The sequence below is a fragment of the [Clostridium] celerecrescens 18A genome (assembly GCF_002797975.1).
In the GTDB taxonomy this organism is placed as follows: domain Bacteria; phylum Bacillota; class Clostridia; order Lachnospirales; family Lachnospiraceae; genus Lacrimispora; species Lacrimispora celerecrescens.
The window spans coordinates 1899135-1916766 of record NZ_PGET01000001.1 but is presented as its reverse complement, the minus strand read 5'-3'; the positions used below and the strand labels follow the sequence as shown (position 1 = coordinate 1916766).

General features: G+C 43.8%; 16 protein-coding genes. All 16 read left to right on the top strand.

What is annotated here, in order from left to right; translation table 11 throughout:
• Positions 1-128 precede the first annotated feature (128 nt).
• The 16 genes from codY to ispG all read left to right on the top strand — a co-directional run bounded on the left by codY (position 129) and on the right by ispG (position 17625).
• Positions 129-944 carry a GTP-sensing pleiotropic transcriptional regulator CodY gene (codY, locus tag H171_RS09045; protein WP_100304832.1) on the top strand — a complete coding sequence of 272 codons (816 nt, stop codon included), beginning with the start codon at positions 129-131 and terminating at the stop codon, positions 942-944.
• Between the two features lie 322 nt (positions 945-1266).
• The gene (gene rpsB, locus H171_RS09040; protein ID WP_100304831.1) at positions 1267-2007 is read left to right on the top strand and encodes a 30S ribosomal protein S2; all 741 of its coding nucleotides are present in this window, start codon (positions 1267-1269) and stop codon (positions 2005-2007) included.
• Between the two features lie 189 nt (positions 2008-2196).
• A complete protein-coding gene (gene tsf / locus H171_RS09035) occupies positions 2197-3120 on the top strand; it encodes a translation elongation factor Ts (protein ID WP_100304830.1) in 924 nt (307 codons plus the stop codon).
• 130 nt (positions 3121-3250) lie between these two features.
• Positions 3251-4168, top strand: a complete 918-nt coding sequence (locus H171_RS09030; protein ID WP_100304829.1) for an ABC transporter permease — start codon at positions 3251-3253, stop codon at positions 4166-4168.
• A gap of 16 nt (positions 4169-4184) precedes the next feature.
• Positions 4185-5225 (top strand): ABC transporter permease, encoded by a 1041-nt coding sequence (locus tag H171_RS09025; protein ID WP_100304828.1) that lies wholly within the window; start codon positions 4185-4187, stop codon positions 5223-5225.
• A gap of 14 nt (positions 5226-5239) precedes the next feature.
• Complete coding sequence (locus H171_RS09020; protein WP_100304827.1) at positions 5240-6244, top strand: ABC transporter ATP-binding protein; 1005 nt, start codon at positions 5240-5242, stop codon at positions 6242-6244.
• Positions 6244-7221, top strand: coding sequence for an ABC transporter ATP-binding protein (locus H171_RS09015; RefSeq protein ID WP_334293239.1), 978 nt, complete (start codon positions 6244-6246; stop codon positions 7219-7221). Before H171_RS09020 ends, H171_RS09015 begins: the two co-directional genes overlap by 1 nt.
• A gap of 106 nt (positions 7222-7327) precedes the next feature.
• Positions 7328-9019, top strand: a complete 1692-nt coding sequence (locus H171_RS09010; protein ID WP_100304825.1) for a peptide ABC transporter substrate-binding protein — start codon at positions 7328-7330, stop codon at positions 9017-9019.
• A gap of 281 nt (positions 9020-9300) precedes the next feature.
• Positions 9301-11001, top strand: coding sequence for a peptide ABC transporter substrate-binding protein (locus H171_RS09005; protein WP_100304824.1), 1701 nt, complete (start codon positions 9301-9303; stop codon positions 10999-11001).
• A 159-nt stretch (positions 11002-11160) separates the two neighbouring features.
• Entirely contained in the window at positions 11161-11862 is a 702-nt protein-coding gene (gene pyrH, locus H171_RS09000; RefSeq protein ID WP_100304823.1) for a UMP kinase, read from the top strand.
• A gap of 14 nt (positions 11863-11876) precedes the next feature.
• Complete coding sequence (gene frr / locus H171_RS08995) at positions 11877-12431, top strand: ribosome recycling factor (protein ID WP_100304822.1); 555 nt, start codon at positions 11877-11879, stop codon at positions 12429-12431.
• A 199-nt stretch (positions 12432-12630) separates the two neighbouring features.
• Entirely contained in the window at positions 12631-13353 is a 723-nt protein-coding gene (locus H171_RS08990; protein ID WP_100304821.1) for an isoprenyl transferase, read from the top strand.
• A 19-nt stretch (positions 13354-13372) separates the two neighbouring features.
• Complete coding sequence (locus H171_RS08985) at positions 13373-14173, top strand: phosphatidate cytidylyltransferase (RefSeq protein WP_100304820.1); 801 nt, start codon at positions 13373-13375, stop codon at positions 14171-14173.
• A 59-nt stretch (positions 14174-14232) separates the two neighbouring features.
• Positions 14233-15375, top strand: coding sequence for a 1-deoxy-D-xylulose-5-phosphate reductoisomerase (locus tag H171_RS08980; protein WP_100304819.1), 1143 nt, complete (start codon positions 14233-14235; stop codon positions 15373-15375).
• Between the two features lies 1 nt (position 15376).
• Positions 15377-16435 carry an RIP metalloprotease RseP gene (gene rseP, locus H171_RS08975; protein WP_100304818.1) on the top strand — a complete coding sequence of 353 codons (1059 nt, stop codon included), beginning with the start codon at positions 15377-15379 and terminating at the stop codon, positions 16433-16435.
• A gap of 134 nt (positions 16436-16569) precedes the next feature.
• Complete coding sequence (ispG, locus tag H171_RS08970) at positions 16570-17625, top strand: flavodoxin-dependent (E)-4-hydroxy-3-methylbut-2-enyl-diphosphate synthase (protein ID WP_100304817.1); 1056 nt, start codon at positions 16570-16572, stop codon at positions 17623-17625.
• Positions 17626-17632: the final 7 nt, after the last annotated feature.

Genomic DNA, 17632 nt, shown 5'->3' with positions numbered 1-17632 from the left:
AAGAATAATTATTAAGAAAATCGAAAATCTTCAAAAAACTATTGTTATTTGAAAATAATAATGTTAATATTTAATCATTAGAGGTGTATTTTAGTTTTTCACATAAATTCTTAAGGAGGTTTTCGGCTATGAGCGTACAGTTGTTGGACAAAACTAGAAAAATTAACAAATTATTGCATAACAATAATTCGCATAAGGTTGTATTTAACGATATCTGTGAAGTGCTGACCGAGATCCTGAATTCGAATATTCTTGTGATCAGCAAGAAGGGAAAGGTGCTGGGCATAGGCCTGACACCGGACATCGAGGAGATTCAGGAGCTGATCGCGGACCAGGTTGGCGGTTATGTTGATACAATGTTAAATGAGCGTTTGCTCAGCATATTATCAACAAAGGAGAATGTTAATTTGGAAACGCTGGGTTTCACTGGTGACAATATCAGAAAATACCAAGCTATCATCACACCGATTGATATTGCAGGGGAAAGATTAGGAACCCTGTTCATTTATAAATCCGATTCTCAATACGATATCGATGACATCATTTTAAGTGAATATGGTACAACGGTGGTAGGACTTGAAATGATGCGGTCTGTTAATGAAGAGAATGCGGAGGAAACCAGAAAAGTGCAGATTGTCAAATCTGCGATCAGCACCTTGTCTTTTTCCGAATTAGAGGCCATTACTCATATCTTTGAGGAATTGGATGGCAATGAGGGAATCCTGGTAGCCAGCAAGATTGCTGACCGTGTAGGGATTACCCGTTCCGTCATTGTCAATGCCCTTCGGAAGTTTGAAAGTGCTGGAGTGATTGAATCCAGATCCTCAGGTATGAAGGGAACTTATATTAAGGTATTGAACGATGTGGTGTTTGATGAATTGAAAACCATTAAAGCCGGAACCATTAAAAATATACCGGAGCGCCGGGATATCAAAGATATATAAAGCCATTGTCAGAAGAAAAAGGAGCAGAGTGAAAGCTGCTCTTTTTTATATGGAAGGTTAAGGAAAAACCATTCAGACCTGAATTTATGAATCAGTTGAATATGCTTGTATATCCAATTGTTTCATCTGTACACAAAATATGGTAGGTTATGTTTAATTTGAACACAAAATGTAAAAAAATACTTGCATCGTATAAAAAGATATGCTATACTGGCTAAGCTGATAAAAAACACGTCTGCGGATTCCAGAGGATGGTGCCGGATACCGGTCTCCTTGGAAGCATAAGAAGCGGGCGGAAGTAAAACCAAATGGAGGTAGTAACATGAGCGTTATTTCAATGAAGCAGCTTTTAGAAGCTGGCGTACACTTCGGTCATCAGACAAGAAGATGGAACCCTAAGATGGCTCCATACATTTACACAGAGAGAAACGGCATCTATATCATTGACTTACAGAAGTCTGTAGTTAAGGTAGATGAGGCTTACAAGGCAGTTTCTGATATTGCAGCTGAAGGCGGCAAGATCCTTTTCGTAGGAACAAAGAAGCAGGCTCAGGATGCCATCAAATCTGAGGCAGAGCGTTGTGGTATGTATTTTGTTAATGAAAGATGGCTTGGCGGTATGCTTACAAACTTTAAGACAATCCAGTCCAGAGTAGCAAGATTAAAGCAGATCGAGACCATGTCCCAGGACGGCACATTTGAAGTTCTTCCTAAGAAAGAAGTTATTGCTCTTAAGAAAGAGTGGGAGAAATTAGAGAAGAACTTAGGCGGAATCAAAGATATGAAGAAGATTCCGGATGCGATTTTCGTTGTAGATCCAAAGAAAGAAAGAATCTGCGTTCAGGAAGCTCATACACTGGGAATTCCGTTAATTGGTATCGCTGATACAAACTGTGATCCTGAAGAACTTGACTTCGTGATTCCAGGTAATGATGATGCGATAAGAGCCGTAAAATTAATTGTATCCAAGATGGCAGACGCAGTAATCGAAGCAAACCAGGGCGAGGCAGTAGCAGAAGAAGCAGAAGCAGCTCAGGAAACAGAAGAGACTGTAGAGGCTTAATTATTCAGGCGATTGAATGCTTCGACCTGCTTTGAGAAGCGGGTCGAAGCTTTTTTTACTGGAAAAAGTTTCCTGTGAATAAAACGGCCTTTGAAAATATCAAAGATTAAATGAACGCCCTGCGGGCATATCTTTATGCCCCGAAAGCATGGGCAATAACGATGAAATCAATTGATGGAGGGAAAACAAATGGCAGCAGTTACAGCTGGAATGGTAAAAGAATTAAGAGAGATGACCGGCGCGGGCATGATGGATTGCAAGAAAGCTCTTGCGGAAACAGACGGTGATATGGACAAAGCAGTAGAGTTCTTAAGAGAAAAAGGACTTGCAGCTGCTTCTAAGAAGGCAGGAAGAATTGCAGCAGAAGGTATCGTTACCACAGTTGTTTCAGAAGACGGAAAGTCTGCAGCTATCGTAGAAGTAAACAGTGAGACAGACTTTGTTGCAAAGAATGCTCAGTTCCAGAACTATGTTGCTGATGTTGCAGCTCAGGCACTTACTTCCCAGGCGGCAGATATGGATGGATTCCTTGCAGAGGCTTGGAAACAGGACAGCTCCTTAACCGTTGCCCAGGCATTATCCAGCCAGATCGCAGTGATCGGGGAAAATATGAACATCAGAAGATATGAGAAGATCGTTTCCGGCGGAGTCGTTGTTGATTACATCCACGGCGGCGGAAGAATCGGTGTATTGATTGAAGCTGATGCAGAAGTAGTGAATGACACTGTAAAGGAAGCTTTAAAGAATATTGCCATGCAGATCGCTGCATTAACACCAAAGTATGTGAAGAGAGATGAAATTCCTCAGGATTTCATTGATCATGAAATGGAAATCTTAAAAGTTCAGGCTAAGAATGAGAATCCGGATAAGCCAGATAACATTCTTGAAAAGATGATTGTAGGCCGTTTAAACAAAGAATTAAAAGAATTCTGTCTGGTAGACCAGGCTTATGTAAAAGATGGAGATTTAACTGTTGGAAAGTACTTGGAGCAGGTTTCCAAGGAAGTCGGCGGTAAGGTAGATGTGAAAAAGTTCGTACGCTTTGAGACTGGTGAAGGTCTTGAGAAGAAGGAAGAGAACTTTGCAGAAGAAGTTGCTAGGCAGATGCAGTAATCTTGTAGCAGGATTCTGGGGGGAATCCCATGGGTATCCATGGGATTTTTCTTTTAAAACAGTGTCCGTTTACCATTGACAGATGTTTCCATAACTGACGGACATCACTATACCAAAGGAGTTGAGGAAAGTGGCTAAATATATTATAAAGCGTATCGCTATGGCGATCGTAACCATCTTTGCTGTTGCAACGGTTACTTTCTTTGTCATGAATATGGTTCCAGGAGGCCCATTCATGTCAGAGAAGGCCATAAGCCCACAGGCCCAGGCGGCCCTTAATGAAAAGTACGGCCTGGATAAACCGTTAAGCGAACAGTATATTACTTATATGAAGGATTTGCTTCACGGCAATTTAGGATTAAGCGTAAAACAGCGCGGCCGTACGGTAAACATGATCATTGAAACAAAATTTCCTGTATCTGCAAAGATCGGCGGAATTGCAATTCTGACCGCTGTTCTCGTTGGAGTTCCATTAGGCAGTATTGCTGCATTCAAGCGCGGAACTGCAGTTGATAATATTATTATTATCTTCAGTACATGCGGTATTGCAGTACCAAGTTTTGTTGTCTGTACTATTTTAATGTATATTTTGAGTCTAAAGCTGGGACTTTTGCCTACGTTTGGACTGGCATCGTGGAAAAACTACATTATGCCTGTCATGGCTCTTTCATTCTATCCGTCCTCCTATATCGCACGTCTGATGCGTTCTTCCATGTTGGATGTTATGGGACAGGATTACATGAGAACAGCCCGTGCCAAAGGGCTTTCCCAGATGGTCAGCATCTTTAAGCATGCACTTCGTAACGCCATTCTTCCGGTTGTTACATATTTAGGACCGCTTTTGGCCTATACCGTAACAGGAAGTTTTATTGTTGAAAAGATATTTACGATTCCGGGCCTGGGATCAGAATTCATTGGTTCCATTACAGGACGTGACTATCCTCTTATCATGGGTACTACGATCTTCCTTGCTACTTTAATGGTTATCATGAATGTGCTGGTCGACGTTGCTTATAAATTCATCGATCCGCGAATTAATCTGAAGTAAGGGAAAGGAGAAAGAAATGCCAAAGAATAAATTATCATTACAGCTTAATGTAGAAGACTTTCTCCCGGCAAGTGATGCAGAAAAAGAAAGCCTGACAGTCATGCGTAAGAGCGTTGGATTTTGGAAGGATGGAATCAGACGCCTTAAAAAGAATAAGATTTCAATGATCAGCCTTGCTGTTATCATTGTTGTATTTATTTTGTCTTTTTTAGTCCCTCAATTTTACCCATATAGGTATGAACAGCAGATCCGTGGAAGTGAAAATCTTGCTCCCATGCAGTATTCTGAAAAAGAACTGACTGCTATAGAATCAGGAGAGAAAGTATTTCCTCATATTTTAGGAACGGATAACCTGGGTCGTGACTATGCGGTCCGTGTCATGATGGGAAGCCGTGTTTCCCTGATGGTCGGTTTAATCGCTTCCTGTATCATTTTACTCATCGGATCCCTTTACGGTTCCATCGCAGGCTTTTTCGGCGGCTGGGTGGATATGATTATGATGCGTATTGTTGATATGATTTATACAGTACCTGATATTTTGATTATCGTATTGCTATCCGTTGCATTTGACCAGCCTCTAAAAGCCTTGTCTCAAAGGCCTGGTTTTCAGTGGATCCAGGTCATTGGTGTTAACTTAATCAGTATCTTTGTTGTATTTGCCCTGCTTTACTGGGTAGGTATGGCACGTATCGTACGAAGCCAGATCCTGATTTTAAAAGAGCAGGAATATGTAACTGCGGCAAGGGCCCTTGGAGCTTCCAGCGGTCATATCATTAAGAAGCATTTACTTACAAACTGTATTGGTACCTTAATTGTAACGACTACCCTGCAGATACCATCCTCAATTTTTACGGAGAGCTTTTTAAGCTTCCTTGGCCTTGGCGTTGCTGCGCCCATGCCTTCTTTGGGAAGCCTTGCAAGCGCTGCGTTAAATGGTCTGCAAAGCTATCCGCATCGTTTGTTTGCACCGGCTCTTATGATTTCTATCATTATTCTAAGTTTCAACCTGTTGGGCGATGGTCTGCGTGACGCATTCGATCCAAAGCTGAAAGATTAAGGAGGAGAGATTCGATGAACGAATATTTGGTTAATATTGAAAATGAACGTCTTTCCTTCTTTACACCGGCTGGAGAAGTTAAGGCTCTTAATGATGTATCCCTTCATCTTCGTGAAGGAGAGGTTCTTGGCATTGTAGGTGAGTCCGGTTCCGGTAAGTCTGTAACAGCCTACAGCCTTATGGGACTTACGGCTTATCCTGGACGCTTGATTGATGGATCCCTTCAGTTTAACGGCCACCAGATTGAAAAAATGACAGAGAAGGAAATGAGAAAGATCCGTGGAAACGAAATCTCTATTATTTTCCAGGATCCCATGACCAGCTTGAATCCGGTTTACACAGTTGGAAACCAGATCACTGAAGTGATCATGCTTCATACAAATAAAAATAAACAACAGGCGAATGACAGAGCAAGGGAGCTTCTGACCCTGGTAGGGATCAATGAGCCTGATAAGCGTCTGAAGCAGTATCCTCACGAGCTGTCCGGTGGTATGCGCCAGCGTATCATGATTGCCATTGCTCTTGCATGTGAGCCAAAGCTTTTGATCGCAGATGAACCGACTACCGCTCTGGATGTAACCATTCAGGCACAGATTCTGGAACTGATGATGGAACTGAAAGAAAAGCTAGGTATGGCGATCATCATGATCACTCATGACCTGGGTGTGGTTGCGAACATGTGCGACCGAATTGCAGTTATGTATGCAGGAAAAGTAGTAGAATACGGCAATACGGATGATATTTTTTATAATCCAAGCCACGAATATACAAAAGGCCTGATCCGAAGCATTCCTAAGCTTACGGAAAAAGAGCACAATAAGCTGGTTCCTATTGAAGGAAGCCCTGTGGATATGTTAAATCCGCCGGCTGGCTGTCCTTTTGCGCCCAGATGCCGCGCCTGCATGAAGATTTGCCTGCGTGAAATGCCGCCGTATACGGATATATCCGATATTCATTATAGTGCCTGCTGGCTGCTTCAGAAGCAGGAGTATGAACAGGCACAGAAGGGAGATGCATGATGGAAAATAAAAATCTTGTAGAGGTGCAGAATTTACAGCAGTATTTCCCTGTTGCCGGAGGCAAGTTATTTGAGAAAAAAGTCGTAAAAGCAGTAGATAACGTTTCTTTTGGAATTAAAAAGGGCGAGACTCTGGGACTGGTTGGAGAATCCGGATGCGGAAAAACCACCACAGGCCGTACTTTGCTCCGGCTATATGAGCCTACCGCAGGAAAGATTTTCTTTGACGGTGAGGATATTACCAAGGTAAACATGCTCCCTTACCGCCGAAAGATGCAGATCGTGTTCCAGGATCCCTATGCCAGCCTGGATCCCCGTATGACCGTTGGTGATATTATCGGCGAGGCGATTGACATCCATCATCTTGCTTCTAATAAAAAGGATCGTCAGGACCAGATCATTTCTGTTCTGTCAACAGTAGGACTTAATTCAGAGCATGCAAACCGTTACCCTCATGAATTTTCCGGCGGACAGCGTCAGCGTGTGGGTATTGCACGTGCTCTGGCAGTGAACCCTCAGTTCATCGTCTGTGACGAGCCGGTATCGGCTCTGGATGTTTCCATTCAGGCACAGGTTGTCAATATGTTTGAACAGCTTCAGGAAGAACTGGGACTGACCTATCTGTTTATTGCACATGACCTTTCCATTGTGAAACACATTTCCAACCGGATCGGAGTTATGTATTTAGGAAAAATGGTAGAGCTTGCAGACAGCTATGAACTGACCTTCCACAGTGTGCACCCATATACTAAGAGCCTGATTTCTGCCATCCCGATTGCGGATCCGGAAACCAGCCGTAAATCTAAGAGAATCGTTCTGGAAGGGGATGTACCAAGCCCGGTAAATCCGCCATCCGGCTGCCGCTTCCGTACACGGTGTCCTTATGCGGATGAACTTTGTGCTGCCCAGGAGCCGGAGTGGAGAGAGGTTTCTTCCGGTCATTACGCTGCATGTCACCATCTGGAAAAGGTAAATTGATTTTCATTGCCATTTAATAGTTTTTATGCTATGCTGAGAGAGAATCGGCACAACAGACGATGGACGTATTGCTGTGCCGATTAAATATATCTATAGGAGGGAATTTATGAAAAAAATGTCACTTGTATTGGCTGCTGTTATGGCAACCGGCATGATCCTTTCCGCTTGCGGCGGTAATAAATCGGCTGGTCCATCTGCAGGCGGTACAACCAATGCAGCCAACGGGGAGGCAACTACCCCAGGAGGAGAATCATCAGGAGGTCTTGACCTTGCAGTTCAGGTCGGTCCAAACCCGGAAACCATTGATCCCGCTTTAAATAGCGCGGCTGATGGTGCTAATGTGATCGTACATGCCTTTGAGTCTCTGCTGATCGTAGATTCAGAGAACAAAATTGTAGGCGGTCAGGCGGAATCCTTCGATGTTTCTGAGGATGGACTTACCTATACCTTCCATCTTCGTGATGGCTTGAAGTGGAGTGATGGTACGCCCCTTACAGCCAATGACTTTGTGTATTCCTGGAAGAGACTGGCAGATCCTAATACAGCAGCTCCTTATGCTGCAGATATGCTGGGCTATGTAAAAGGCTATGAAGAGGCTGCTGCCGGAAATCTGGATGCCCTTGGCGTATCCGCTTCTGATGATAAGACTCTCGTAGTAGAATTATCTGCTCCATGCGTGTATTTTTCAAAGCTGGTTACTCATGCATCCATGGTTCCTGTACAGCAGGCAGTTGTAGATGCAGCTGGGGATCAGTGGTGCTTAAAGCCTGACACTTACATCTCCAACGGACCGTTAAAGATGATTGAGTGGGTTCCAGGCTCCCATATTACTTTTGCAAAAAATGAAAATTATTGGAATGCAGATAAGATTACTTTAAATACTTTAAAATTCGTCCTGATGGAAGATGCCAATGCGGCTTACAGCGCTTATCAGACCGGAGAAGTGTCTATGATTAAGGATGTACCTACAGAGGAGATCCCAGCTCTTAAGGGAACAGAAGAGTTCCATGTAGAGCCAGGCATGGGTATTTCCTATATAGATTTCCAGAACCAGAAGGAGCCATTTAATAATCCGGACGTGCGTAGAGCTTTAAGCCTTGCCATTGACCGCGATTATTTGGCTAATACCGTTATGCAGGGAATTGGTGCTCCTGCGGCTAACTTCGTTCCACGTGGTGTTTCTGATGCAGAAGGCGGAACCTTCTTTGAGGATGTAACACGCAAGAACAACGGCGGCGACTTCTTTAATATTGAAAATTATGAATCAGATGTTGCAAAAGCGAAAGAGCTTCTTGCAAAGGCAGGATATCCAGACGGAAAAGGCTTCCCTGTTGTTGAGTATATGACCAATGATGCAGGCTATAACAAACCGGTAGCAGAATACTTGCAGAGCTGCTGGAAGGAAGCACTTGGCATTAACGTAGACATTAAGATCCTTGAGTGGGCTACTTTTACACCTACCCGCCGTGCAGGAGATTATCAGATTGCCCGTGATGCCTGGAGTCTTGATTATGATGATCCTTCCAATCTTTTAAACCTGATGATGTCTACAAGCGGCAACAATAATGCTTTGTACAATAATCCGGAGCTTGACAAGCTGCTTAATGAAGCCAACTCCACAGCTGATGTTAAAGAGCACTATGAGAAGCTTCATGAAGCAGAAAATATAATCCTTAACGATGCAGCCATTGCACCGCTTAATTACCGGAATGAATTCTGGTTACAGGATTCTAAGTTAAAGGGTACATGGTATTCTCCGTATGGATACTGGTTCTTCCAGTTTGCTACCATGGAGTAAAAAGTCTGTTATTTTCAAATCACCCAGGAATTTTTCTGGGTGATTTTTTTATTTAACCTCATCAGATAAGTCCTACGTTTCAATCACGGAAAGGCATAAATGGCTGGTTGGGACATACTTGCGGATTGCGAATATCCCATTAACTGCATTCTTATCTAATAAACCATTTTCTCATTGCTATTTTTCTGATTTTATGTTATGCTAAAGAATAAGTCGCTGCAGTAACTGGTTAAAGCGTTATTGCGTTGATCGAATATAATTTTTTATTAGGAGGACGGTCTATGAAAAAAATGTCACTTGTGTTAGCTGCCGTTATGGCCTCCGGTATGATTCTTTCCGCTTGCGGCGGAAATAATACTGCTGGCACGAAAGCGGGTTCTGACACCACAAAAGCTGGGGAGGCTAACAGCGAAACAACAGCTCCCGCCAATGGAACTTCTACAGCACTTGATCTTGCAGTGCAGGTTGGTCCAAATCCCGAGACCATTGATCCGGCACTGAACAGCGCTGCAGATGGTGCCAATATTATTGTTCATGCGTATGAACCACTGATGATCGTTGACCCAGAGAACAAGATTGTGGGCGGTCAGGCTGAATCTTTTGATGTATCTGAGGATGGCCTTACCTATACCTTCCATCTCCGTGATGGCTTAAAGTGGAGCGATGGCACACCGCTGACAGCCGAAGATTTTGTATATTCATGGAAGAGACTTGCTGATCCTAATACGGCAGCTCCGTATGCAGGAGATATGCTGGGCTATGTAAAGGGATATGAAGACGCAGCATCAGGCAATCTGGATGCTCTGGCTGTTTCCGCTCCTGATGATAAAACCTTTGTGGTTGAGCTGTCTGTTCCCTGTGTATATTTCTCAAAGCTGATCACTCATGCATCCATGGTTCCTGTACAGAAGGCTACAATTGAGGCAAATGGCGATCAGTGGACCTTAAAGCCGGAGACCTATGTGAGCAATGGTCCTTTAAAGATGGTTGAATGGGTACCAGGTTCTCACATTACCTTTGGTAAGAATGAAAATTACTGGAATGCAAGCAAGGTTACTTTAAATACCTTAAAATTCGTCCTGATGGAAGATGCCAATGCAGCTTACAGCGCATACCAGGCTGGTGAAGTATCCATGATTAAAACCCTTCCTACGGAAGAAATACCAACCCTTAGAACTACCGATGATTTCCAGATAGGATCTACTATGGGTACTTATTATATAAGCTTCCAGACCCAAAAGGAACCGTTTAATAACCCGGATGTGCGTAAAGCTTTGAGCCTTGCCATTGACCGTGATTATGTTGCCAATACTGTTATGCAGGGAATTTATGCTCCGTCAACAAATTTCGTTGGCCCTGGCATCTCTGATGCAGAAAATGGTTCTTCCTTTGAAGACGTGACTCGTAAGAATAATGGCGGCGATTTCTTTAATGTAGCTGATCATGAAGCTGATATTGCTAAGGCAAAAGAGCTTCTTGCAAAAGCCGGATATCCAGATGGCCAGGGATTTCCAACCATTGAATACATGACGAATGACCAGCTTTTCCATAAACCATTAGCTGAGTATTTACAGAGCTGCTGGAAGGAAGCACTGGGAGTTAATATGGACATTAAGATCGTTGAATGGTCTACCTTTACACCTACCCGTCGTGCAGGAGATTTCCAGATTGCACGTAACGGCTGGTTATTAGACTATGACGACCCATCCAATATGCTGAATTTATTTAAGTCTACCAGCGGTAATAACGATGGTAAGTACAATAACCCTGAAGTTGATAAGAAGCTTGATGAAGCAAACTCAACTTCTGATGTTGCAAAGCACTATGCATTGCTGCACGAAGCAGAGAATATGATTTTAGAGGATTCCGCTATAGCTCCGGTTGCTTATTACAGCCAGCCGTGGTTACAGGATCCTAAGTTAAAGGGTACATGGTATTCACCATACGGATACTGGTTCTTCCAGTATGCTACCATGGAGTAGTAAGGATTATCTGAATTTTAGAAGCATCCGGGAATTATTTTCCGGGTGCTTTGCTTTTGCCCGGTCTTTATTCCCCGCCTGCAAACTTCCTCTTTCCAACCCTACGAAAGTATGTTATAATCTCCTAAGACAATACAAAAGTACAGGAGAGTTAAGGCTATGAATCCAAGACGTGTATTATTAAAGCTTAGTGGCGAAGCTCTTGCTGGTGCGAATAAGACGGGCTTTGACGAAGCGACTGTTAAGGAGGTCGCACGGCAGGTTAAAATATCCGTAGATGCAGGTGTCGAAGTAGGCATTGTCATTGGCGGAGGTAACTTCTGGAGAGGCAGAACCAGCGATGCCATTGACCGTCCTAAGGCGGATCAGATTGGTATGCTTGCTACAATAATGAACTGCATTTATGTTTCAGAGATTTTCCGTAATGCCGGGATGAGTACACAGATACTAACCCCGTTTGAGTGTGGTTCCATGACAGAACTTTTTTCCAAGGATAGGGCTAACCGATATTTTGATGAGGGTAAAGTTGTATTTTTTGCCGGAGGAACAGGCCATCCTTATTTTTCAACCGATACAGGCATTGCGCTTCGCGCCATTGAAATGGAGGCAGATTATATTTTACTGGCAAAATCCATTGACGGTGTATATGACAGTGATCCGAAGACAAATCCCAATGCTGTTAAATATGAGAAGATTTCCATTCAGGAGGTCATCGAGAAGCAGCTTGGTGTCATTGATTTAACGGCTTCCATCATGTGTATGGAAAATAAAATGCCCCTTGCGGTATTTAGTTTAAATGAAAAAGATGGCATTGCCAATGCAATGCAGGGAAAAATAAACGGTACCATAGTTACCGCATAAACCAGGAGGACGATATGCAGGAAAGTTTACAGGTTTACGAAGACAAGATGAACAAGACATTAAAAGCGCTGGAGAATGACTATATGACAATCCGCGCAGGACGTGCCAACCCGCATGTTCTGGATAAAATAAGAGTGGATTATTATGGTACACCGACTCCTATCCAGCAGGTGGGCAACATTTCTATTCCGGAAGCCCGTATGATTGTGATCCAGCCATGGGAGAAGAGTCTGTTAAAGGCAATTGAAAAAGCAATTCTCACTTCTGAACTGGGAATCAACCCAACGAATGACGGCAATATAATCCGCCTTGTATTTCCGGAGCTTACGGAGGAACGCAGAAAGGATCTGGTTAAGGATGTTAAGAAAAAAGGAGAGGCTTCCAAGGTCGCTATCCGTAACATCCGCCGTGATGCCAATGACTTATTTAAAAAGCAGTTAAAGGCAGAGGAAATTTCTGAAGATGAACAGGCAGAGGCTGAAGACAAGATTCAGAAGCTGACAGACAAGATGATCGCCCAGGTAGACAAAATGATTGAAGAAAAGTCAAAGGATCTTCTTACTGTATAAAAATCTTTAACAAGGGCAGGCATTATGCCTGTCCTGTTTTATATATCAGGAGATTTCTCTGGAATTCCCTGATAATAAAAACGCGCTCCGCTAGGATGCGCACTCTGCGCTAAGGAAGTATGGTTGCTAAAGAACCGCGCTCTTGCGCAAGAGTCTGCTTTAAAGACTCTTTATTCTGTTTTAAAAGGAGCGGCATTATATGGACAAAATGAATGAGAATATGGTGATTCCGGAGCATGTGGCTATTATATTGGATGGCAATGGCAGATGGGCAAAAAAACGTGGGCTTCCAAGAAGCGTGGGCCATAAAGAAGGATGCGTGACCGTAGAAAGAACGGTAGAGGATGCAGCAAGGCTTGGAATAAAGTATCTGACGGTTTATGGTTTTTCAACGGAAAACTGGAAACGTACCACAGATGAAGTGGGAGCCTTAATGCAGCTGTTCCGCTATTATATGGTCAGGCTTTTGAAGATCGCCAAAGCCAATAATGTGCGTGTAAAGATGATCGGTGATAAGGATCGGTTTGACCAGGATATTATAGAGGGAATCGGTAAGCTGGTGGAAGAGACGAAAGATAATACAGGTCTTACCTTTATTATTGCTGTTAATTACGGCGGCCGTGATGAGATTGTTCGTGCTGCAAGGAAACTCATGAAGGATTCGGCAGAAGGAAAGCTTTTGCCGGAGAATATGACGGAAGAAGTTTTTTCTTCTTATCTGGACACGGAAGGACTTCCGGACCCGGATCTTCTTATACGCACCAGCGGGGAACTGCGGCTTTCCAATTATCTGCTGTGGCAGCTGGCCTATACGGAACTCTATGTTACGGATTGCTTTTGGCCTGATTTTAATATGGATGAAATGAAAAAGGCAATTGCTGCGTACAATAGTAGGGAACGAAGATTTGGGGGAGTGAAGTGATTCGGAGGGAGGAAACACCATGTTTACAACCAGACTGATAAGCGGAGTCATTCTCGTTATCATAGCTCTTTTTACAGTTGGAAGCGGGGGAGTATTGCTTTTTGCCACAACCCTTTCCATATCTATGATTGGTTTGTTTGAGTTGTATCGCGTGATGAAGATACAGAAAAACCCATTGGGATATATGGGATATTTAACAGCCTTGTCCTATTATGGGCTGCTGTGGTTTCATGGAGAGCAGTTTATGATGCTCATGTCCATCGCATTTTTGATGACCCTTATGAGTATTTATGTATTTGCCTTTCCAAGGTATCAGATGGAAGAGGTAACGGTGGCCTTTTTTGGAGTTTTTTATGTTACAGTCATGCTGTCCTATCTTTATCAGGTCCGTGCCATGGCAGACGGGAAATATCTGGTGTGGCTGGTATTTTTAAGCTCATGGGGGTGTGATACCTGTGCTTATTGCGTGGGTATGCTTATAGGAAAGCACAGGCTGGCTCCTGTACTCAGCCCTAAAAAGTCCATAGAAGGGGCAATCGGCGGAGTGGCCGGCGCAGCTCTTCTTGGTATTCTTTATGCAACTCTTTTTGGAGGATCCATGACAGAGTTACGCAATCCGCAGGCAGCCTGTGGACTGGCTTGTGCCATTGGCGCGGTAATCTCCCAGGTTGGGGATCTGGCTGCATCTGCAATCAAACGCAATCATAAGGTTAAGGATTATGGAAAATTGATTCCGGGCCATGGGGGAATTCTGGACCGTTTTGACAGTATGCTCTTTACGGCGCCTGCCATTTATTTTGCAGTAACATTTTTACGTTAAAAGATTATTTTGCTAAATAAATTGATAAATTGGAAAAGAAAAGGAGTAAGCAGCATAAGATGAGGAAAATAGCAATCCTGGGTTCAACGGGATCCGTCGGGAAACAAACTCTGGAGGTGGCTGAAAATCAAAAAGATATAGAAATAACCGCCTTGGCGGCAGGCAGTAACATCCGCCTGTTAGAGGAGCAAATCAGAAAATTTCATCCAAAGTTAGCATGCGTATGGAGAGAAGATAGGGCCAGGGAACTGGCGGCTTCGGTAAAGGATTTGCCGGTCCGCATTGTTTCAGGAATGGAAGGCCTTATTGAAGCTGCCACAGAAAGCTCTGCTGAAATTGTGGTCACTGCCATCGTTGGAATGATAGGAATCCGTCCTACCATCGCAGCCATTGAGGCGGGAAAGGACATTGCTCTTGCCAACAAGGAAACCCTTGTAACTGCCGGACATATTATTATGCCTTTAGCAAAGGAACAAGGAGTGAGGATTCTCCCTGTGGACAGCGAGCACAGTGCTATTTATCAGTGCTTAAACGGGGAAGATAAAAAAGCCATACATAAGATCCTTTTGACAGCGTCCGGCGGTCCTTTCCGGGGAAAAACCAGAAAAGAGCTGGAGTCTGTGCAGGTGGAGGATGCGTTAAATCATCCCAACTGGTCTATGGGCAGGAAAATTACCATTGATTCCTCCACTATGGTCAATAAAGGCCTGGAAGTAATGGAAGCAAAATGGCTTTTTGGCGTGGATATGGACCAGGTAGAAGTGGTGATCCAGCCTAAGAGTGTGATTCATTCCATGGTGGAGTTTGAGGATGGAGCTGTCATGGCCCAGCTTGGAACGCCTGATATGAAGCTTCCGATCCAGTATGCTCTTTTCTATCCGGAGAGGAGATATCTTCCCGGAGATCGTCTGGATTTCTGGACCATGAATCAAATAACTTTTGAAAAACCGGATATGGTAAATTTTCCTGGTTTAAAATTGGCATATATTGCCGGAAAAAAAGGCGGAACTCTTCCAACTGTTTTCAATGCTGCCAATGAACGGGCAGTTGCCAAATTTTTAAACAGAGAAATTTCATATCCAACCATAACTGATATGATAGAGGGAGCTATGAACGGGCATACTGTAAAAGAGAATCCAACAGTAGAGGAAATTCTTGAAGCAGAGGCTGCAGCTTATGAATATATAGAAAGCAGGTGGTAAATTGTCCAGCGTTATCGTAGCGATTCTGGTTTTTGGGCTGATCGTATTAATTCATGAATTAGGGCATTTTTTATTCGCAAAAATGAACGGAATCGCGGTGGTTGAGTTTTCAATCGGCATGGGGCCAAGGTTGGTCCGTTTTAAAAAAGGTGAGACTATTTATTCTATAAAGGCGCTGCCTTTGGGCGGTTCCTGTATGATGCTGGGAGAAGATGAGGAAAATCCCGATGAGCGGGCATTCCAGAACAAATCGATTCCTGCCCGGATGTCAGTAATTGCAGCCGGTCCTATCTTTAATTTTATTTTAGCCTTTTTCCTGGCTGTTATTCTCGTAGGGCTGAACGGATATGATACGACCTATATAAAGGAAGTAACAGAAAATTCGCCTGCTTATGAGGCAGGAATCCAGCCGGGAGATAAGCTGCTTCGGATCAATGGGGAAAGTGTATCCATGTATCGGGATTACATTCTTTATAAGCTTTTAAAGCCTGAGGAAAAGATGAATCTTGTGGAATATTCCAGAATGGATCCAACGACCGGAGCTGAAAGCATTCATTCTGTTTCCGTTAATCCACAGTACTCAAAGGAAACCGGGAAATATCTGATTGGTATTATCATTGCTCCGGAGAATAAAAAGGCCGCCTCTTTTGGTGAGCTGGTAAAATATGGTTATATGGAAATGAAATACGATGTAAAGCTGACAGTTAAAAGCCTTGGCATGCTCTTTACCGGTAAGGCCAGTGTTAATGATTTAAGCGGTCCGGTGGGCATTGTGGTCATGATTGATGATTCTGTTAAGGCTGGGCTTACAGTCAGCGTTGTAGCGGCACTTATGAATGTGATCAGCATGTGTATCCTGCTGAGCGCAAACTTAGGCGTTATGAATCTTCTTCCGATCCCCGCCCTTGATGGGGGGAGGCTTTTGTTTCTGATAATTGAAGCCATCAGAGGCAAGCGTATGGATCCGGAAAAGGAGGGCCTGGTTAATTTAATCAGCATGGCAGCTCTTATGGCCCTCATGATTTTTGTGGTATTTAACGATATCAGCAGGTTTACGTGAGAAAACCATAATTACTCAGGCGGGTGTCAAAAGAATATGCATGCATGTTCACTTGACGTCTTCCGCTATAACCGGATGGAACTCGCGCAGCGGGTTGCTTCCGGTTTTGAGGTATATGCAGAATGGAGGAACGTATGAGCAGAGAGAAAACAAGAGTTATCCGCATTGGAGACAGGGTGATCGGCGGAGGAAATCCGGTTCTGATCCAGTCTATGTGCAATACGAAAACGCAGGATGTGAATGCGACAGTAGGTCAGATTAAAGCTCTGACAGAGGCTGGCTGCGATATCATCCGGGTTGCAGTGCCGGACATGGAAGCGGCGGCTGCCTTAAAGCAGATAAAGAAGCAGATCTCCATTCCACTGGTAGCGGATATTCACTTTGATTACCGGCTGGCCATCGCTTCCATAGAATCCGGAGCGGATAAGATCCGGATTAACCCAGGGAATATCGGTTCGGCCGACCGGGTCCGGGCGGTTGTGGAAAAGGCCAGGGAATATGATATTCCCATCCGGGTAGGTGTAAACAGTGGTTCCCTTGAAAAGAATCTGATAGAAAAATACGGTGGAGTGACTGCAGAAGGTATTGTGGAAAGCGCTCTTCAAAAGGTACGGATGATTGAGGAACTGGGATATGAAAATCTTGTCATCAGTATTAAATCTTCCAATGTGCTCATGTGCGTAAAAGCCCATGAACTGATTGCCAGGCGGTCGGATTATCCTCTTCATGTAGGAATAACCGAAGCAGGCACTTATGTCTCCGGGACAATCAAATCCTCGGTGGGTCTGGGAATCATTCTTCATGAAGGAATCGGAGATACCATCCGTGTATCTTTAACAGGAGACCCGGTGGAGGAAGTGAAGACCGCAAAGCTGATTTTAAAGACACTTGGTTTAAGAAAAGGCGGTGTGGAAGTGGTATCCTGCCCGACCTGCGGAAGGACCAGGATCGATCTGATCTCTTTGGCAAACCAGGTGGAAAAACTGGTTTCGGAATTCGACCATCTGGATATTAAGGTAGCTGTTATGGGCTGCGTAGTAAATGGACCGGGAGAAGCCAGGGAAGCAGATCTTGGAATTGCAGGAGGAATCGGAGAAGGCCTCTTGATGAAAAAAGGAGAGATTATCCGTAAGGTACCGGAAGATGAACTGCTTCAGGCCCTAAAGGAAGAGCTTATGAAGATGCAATAGGTGATAG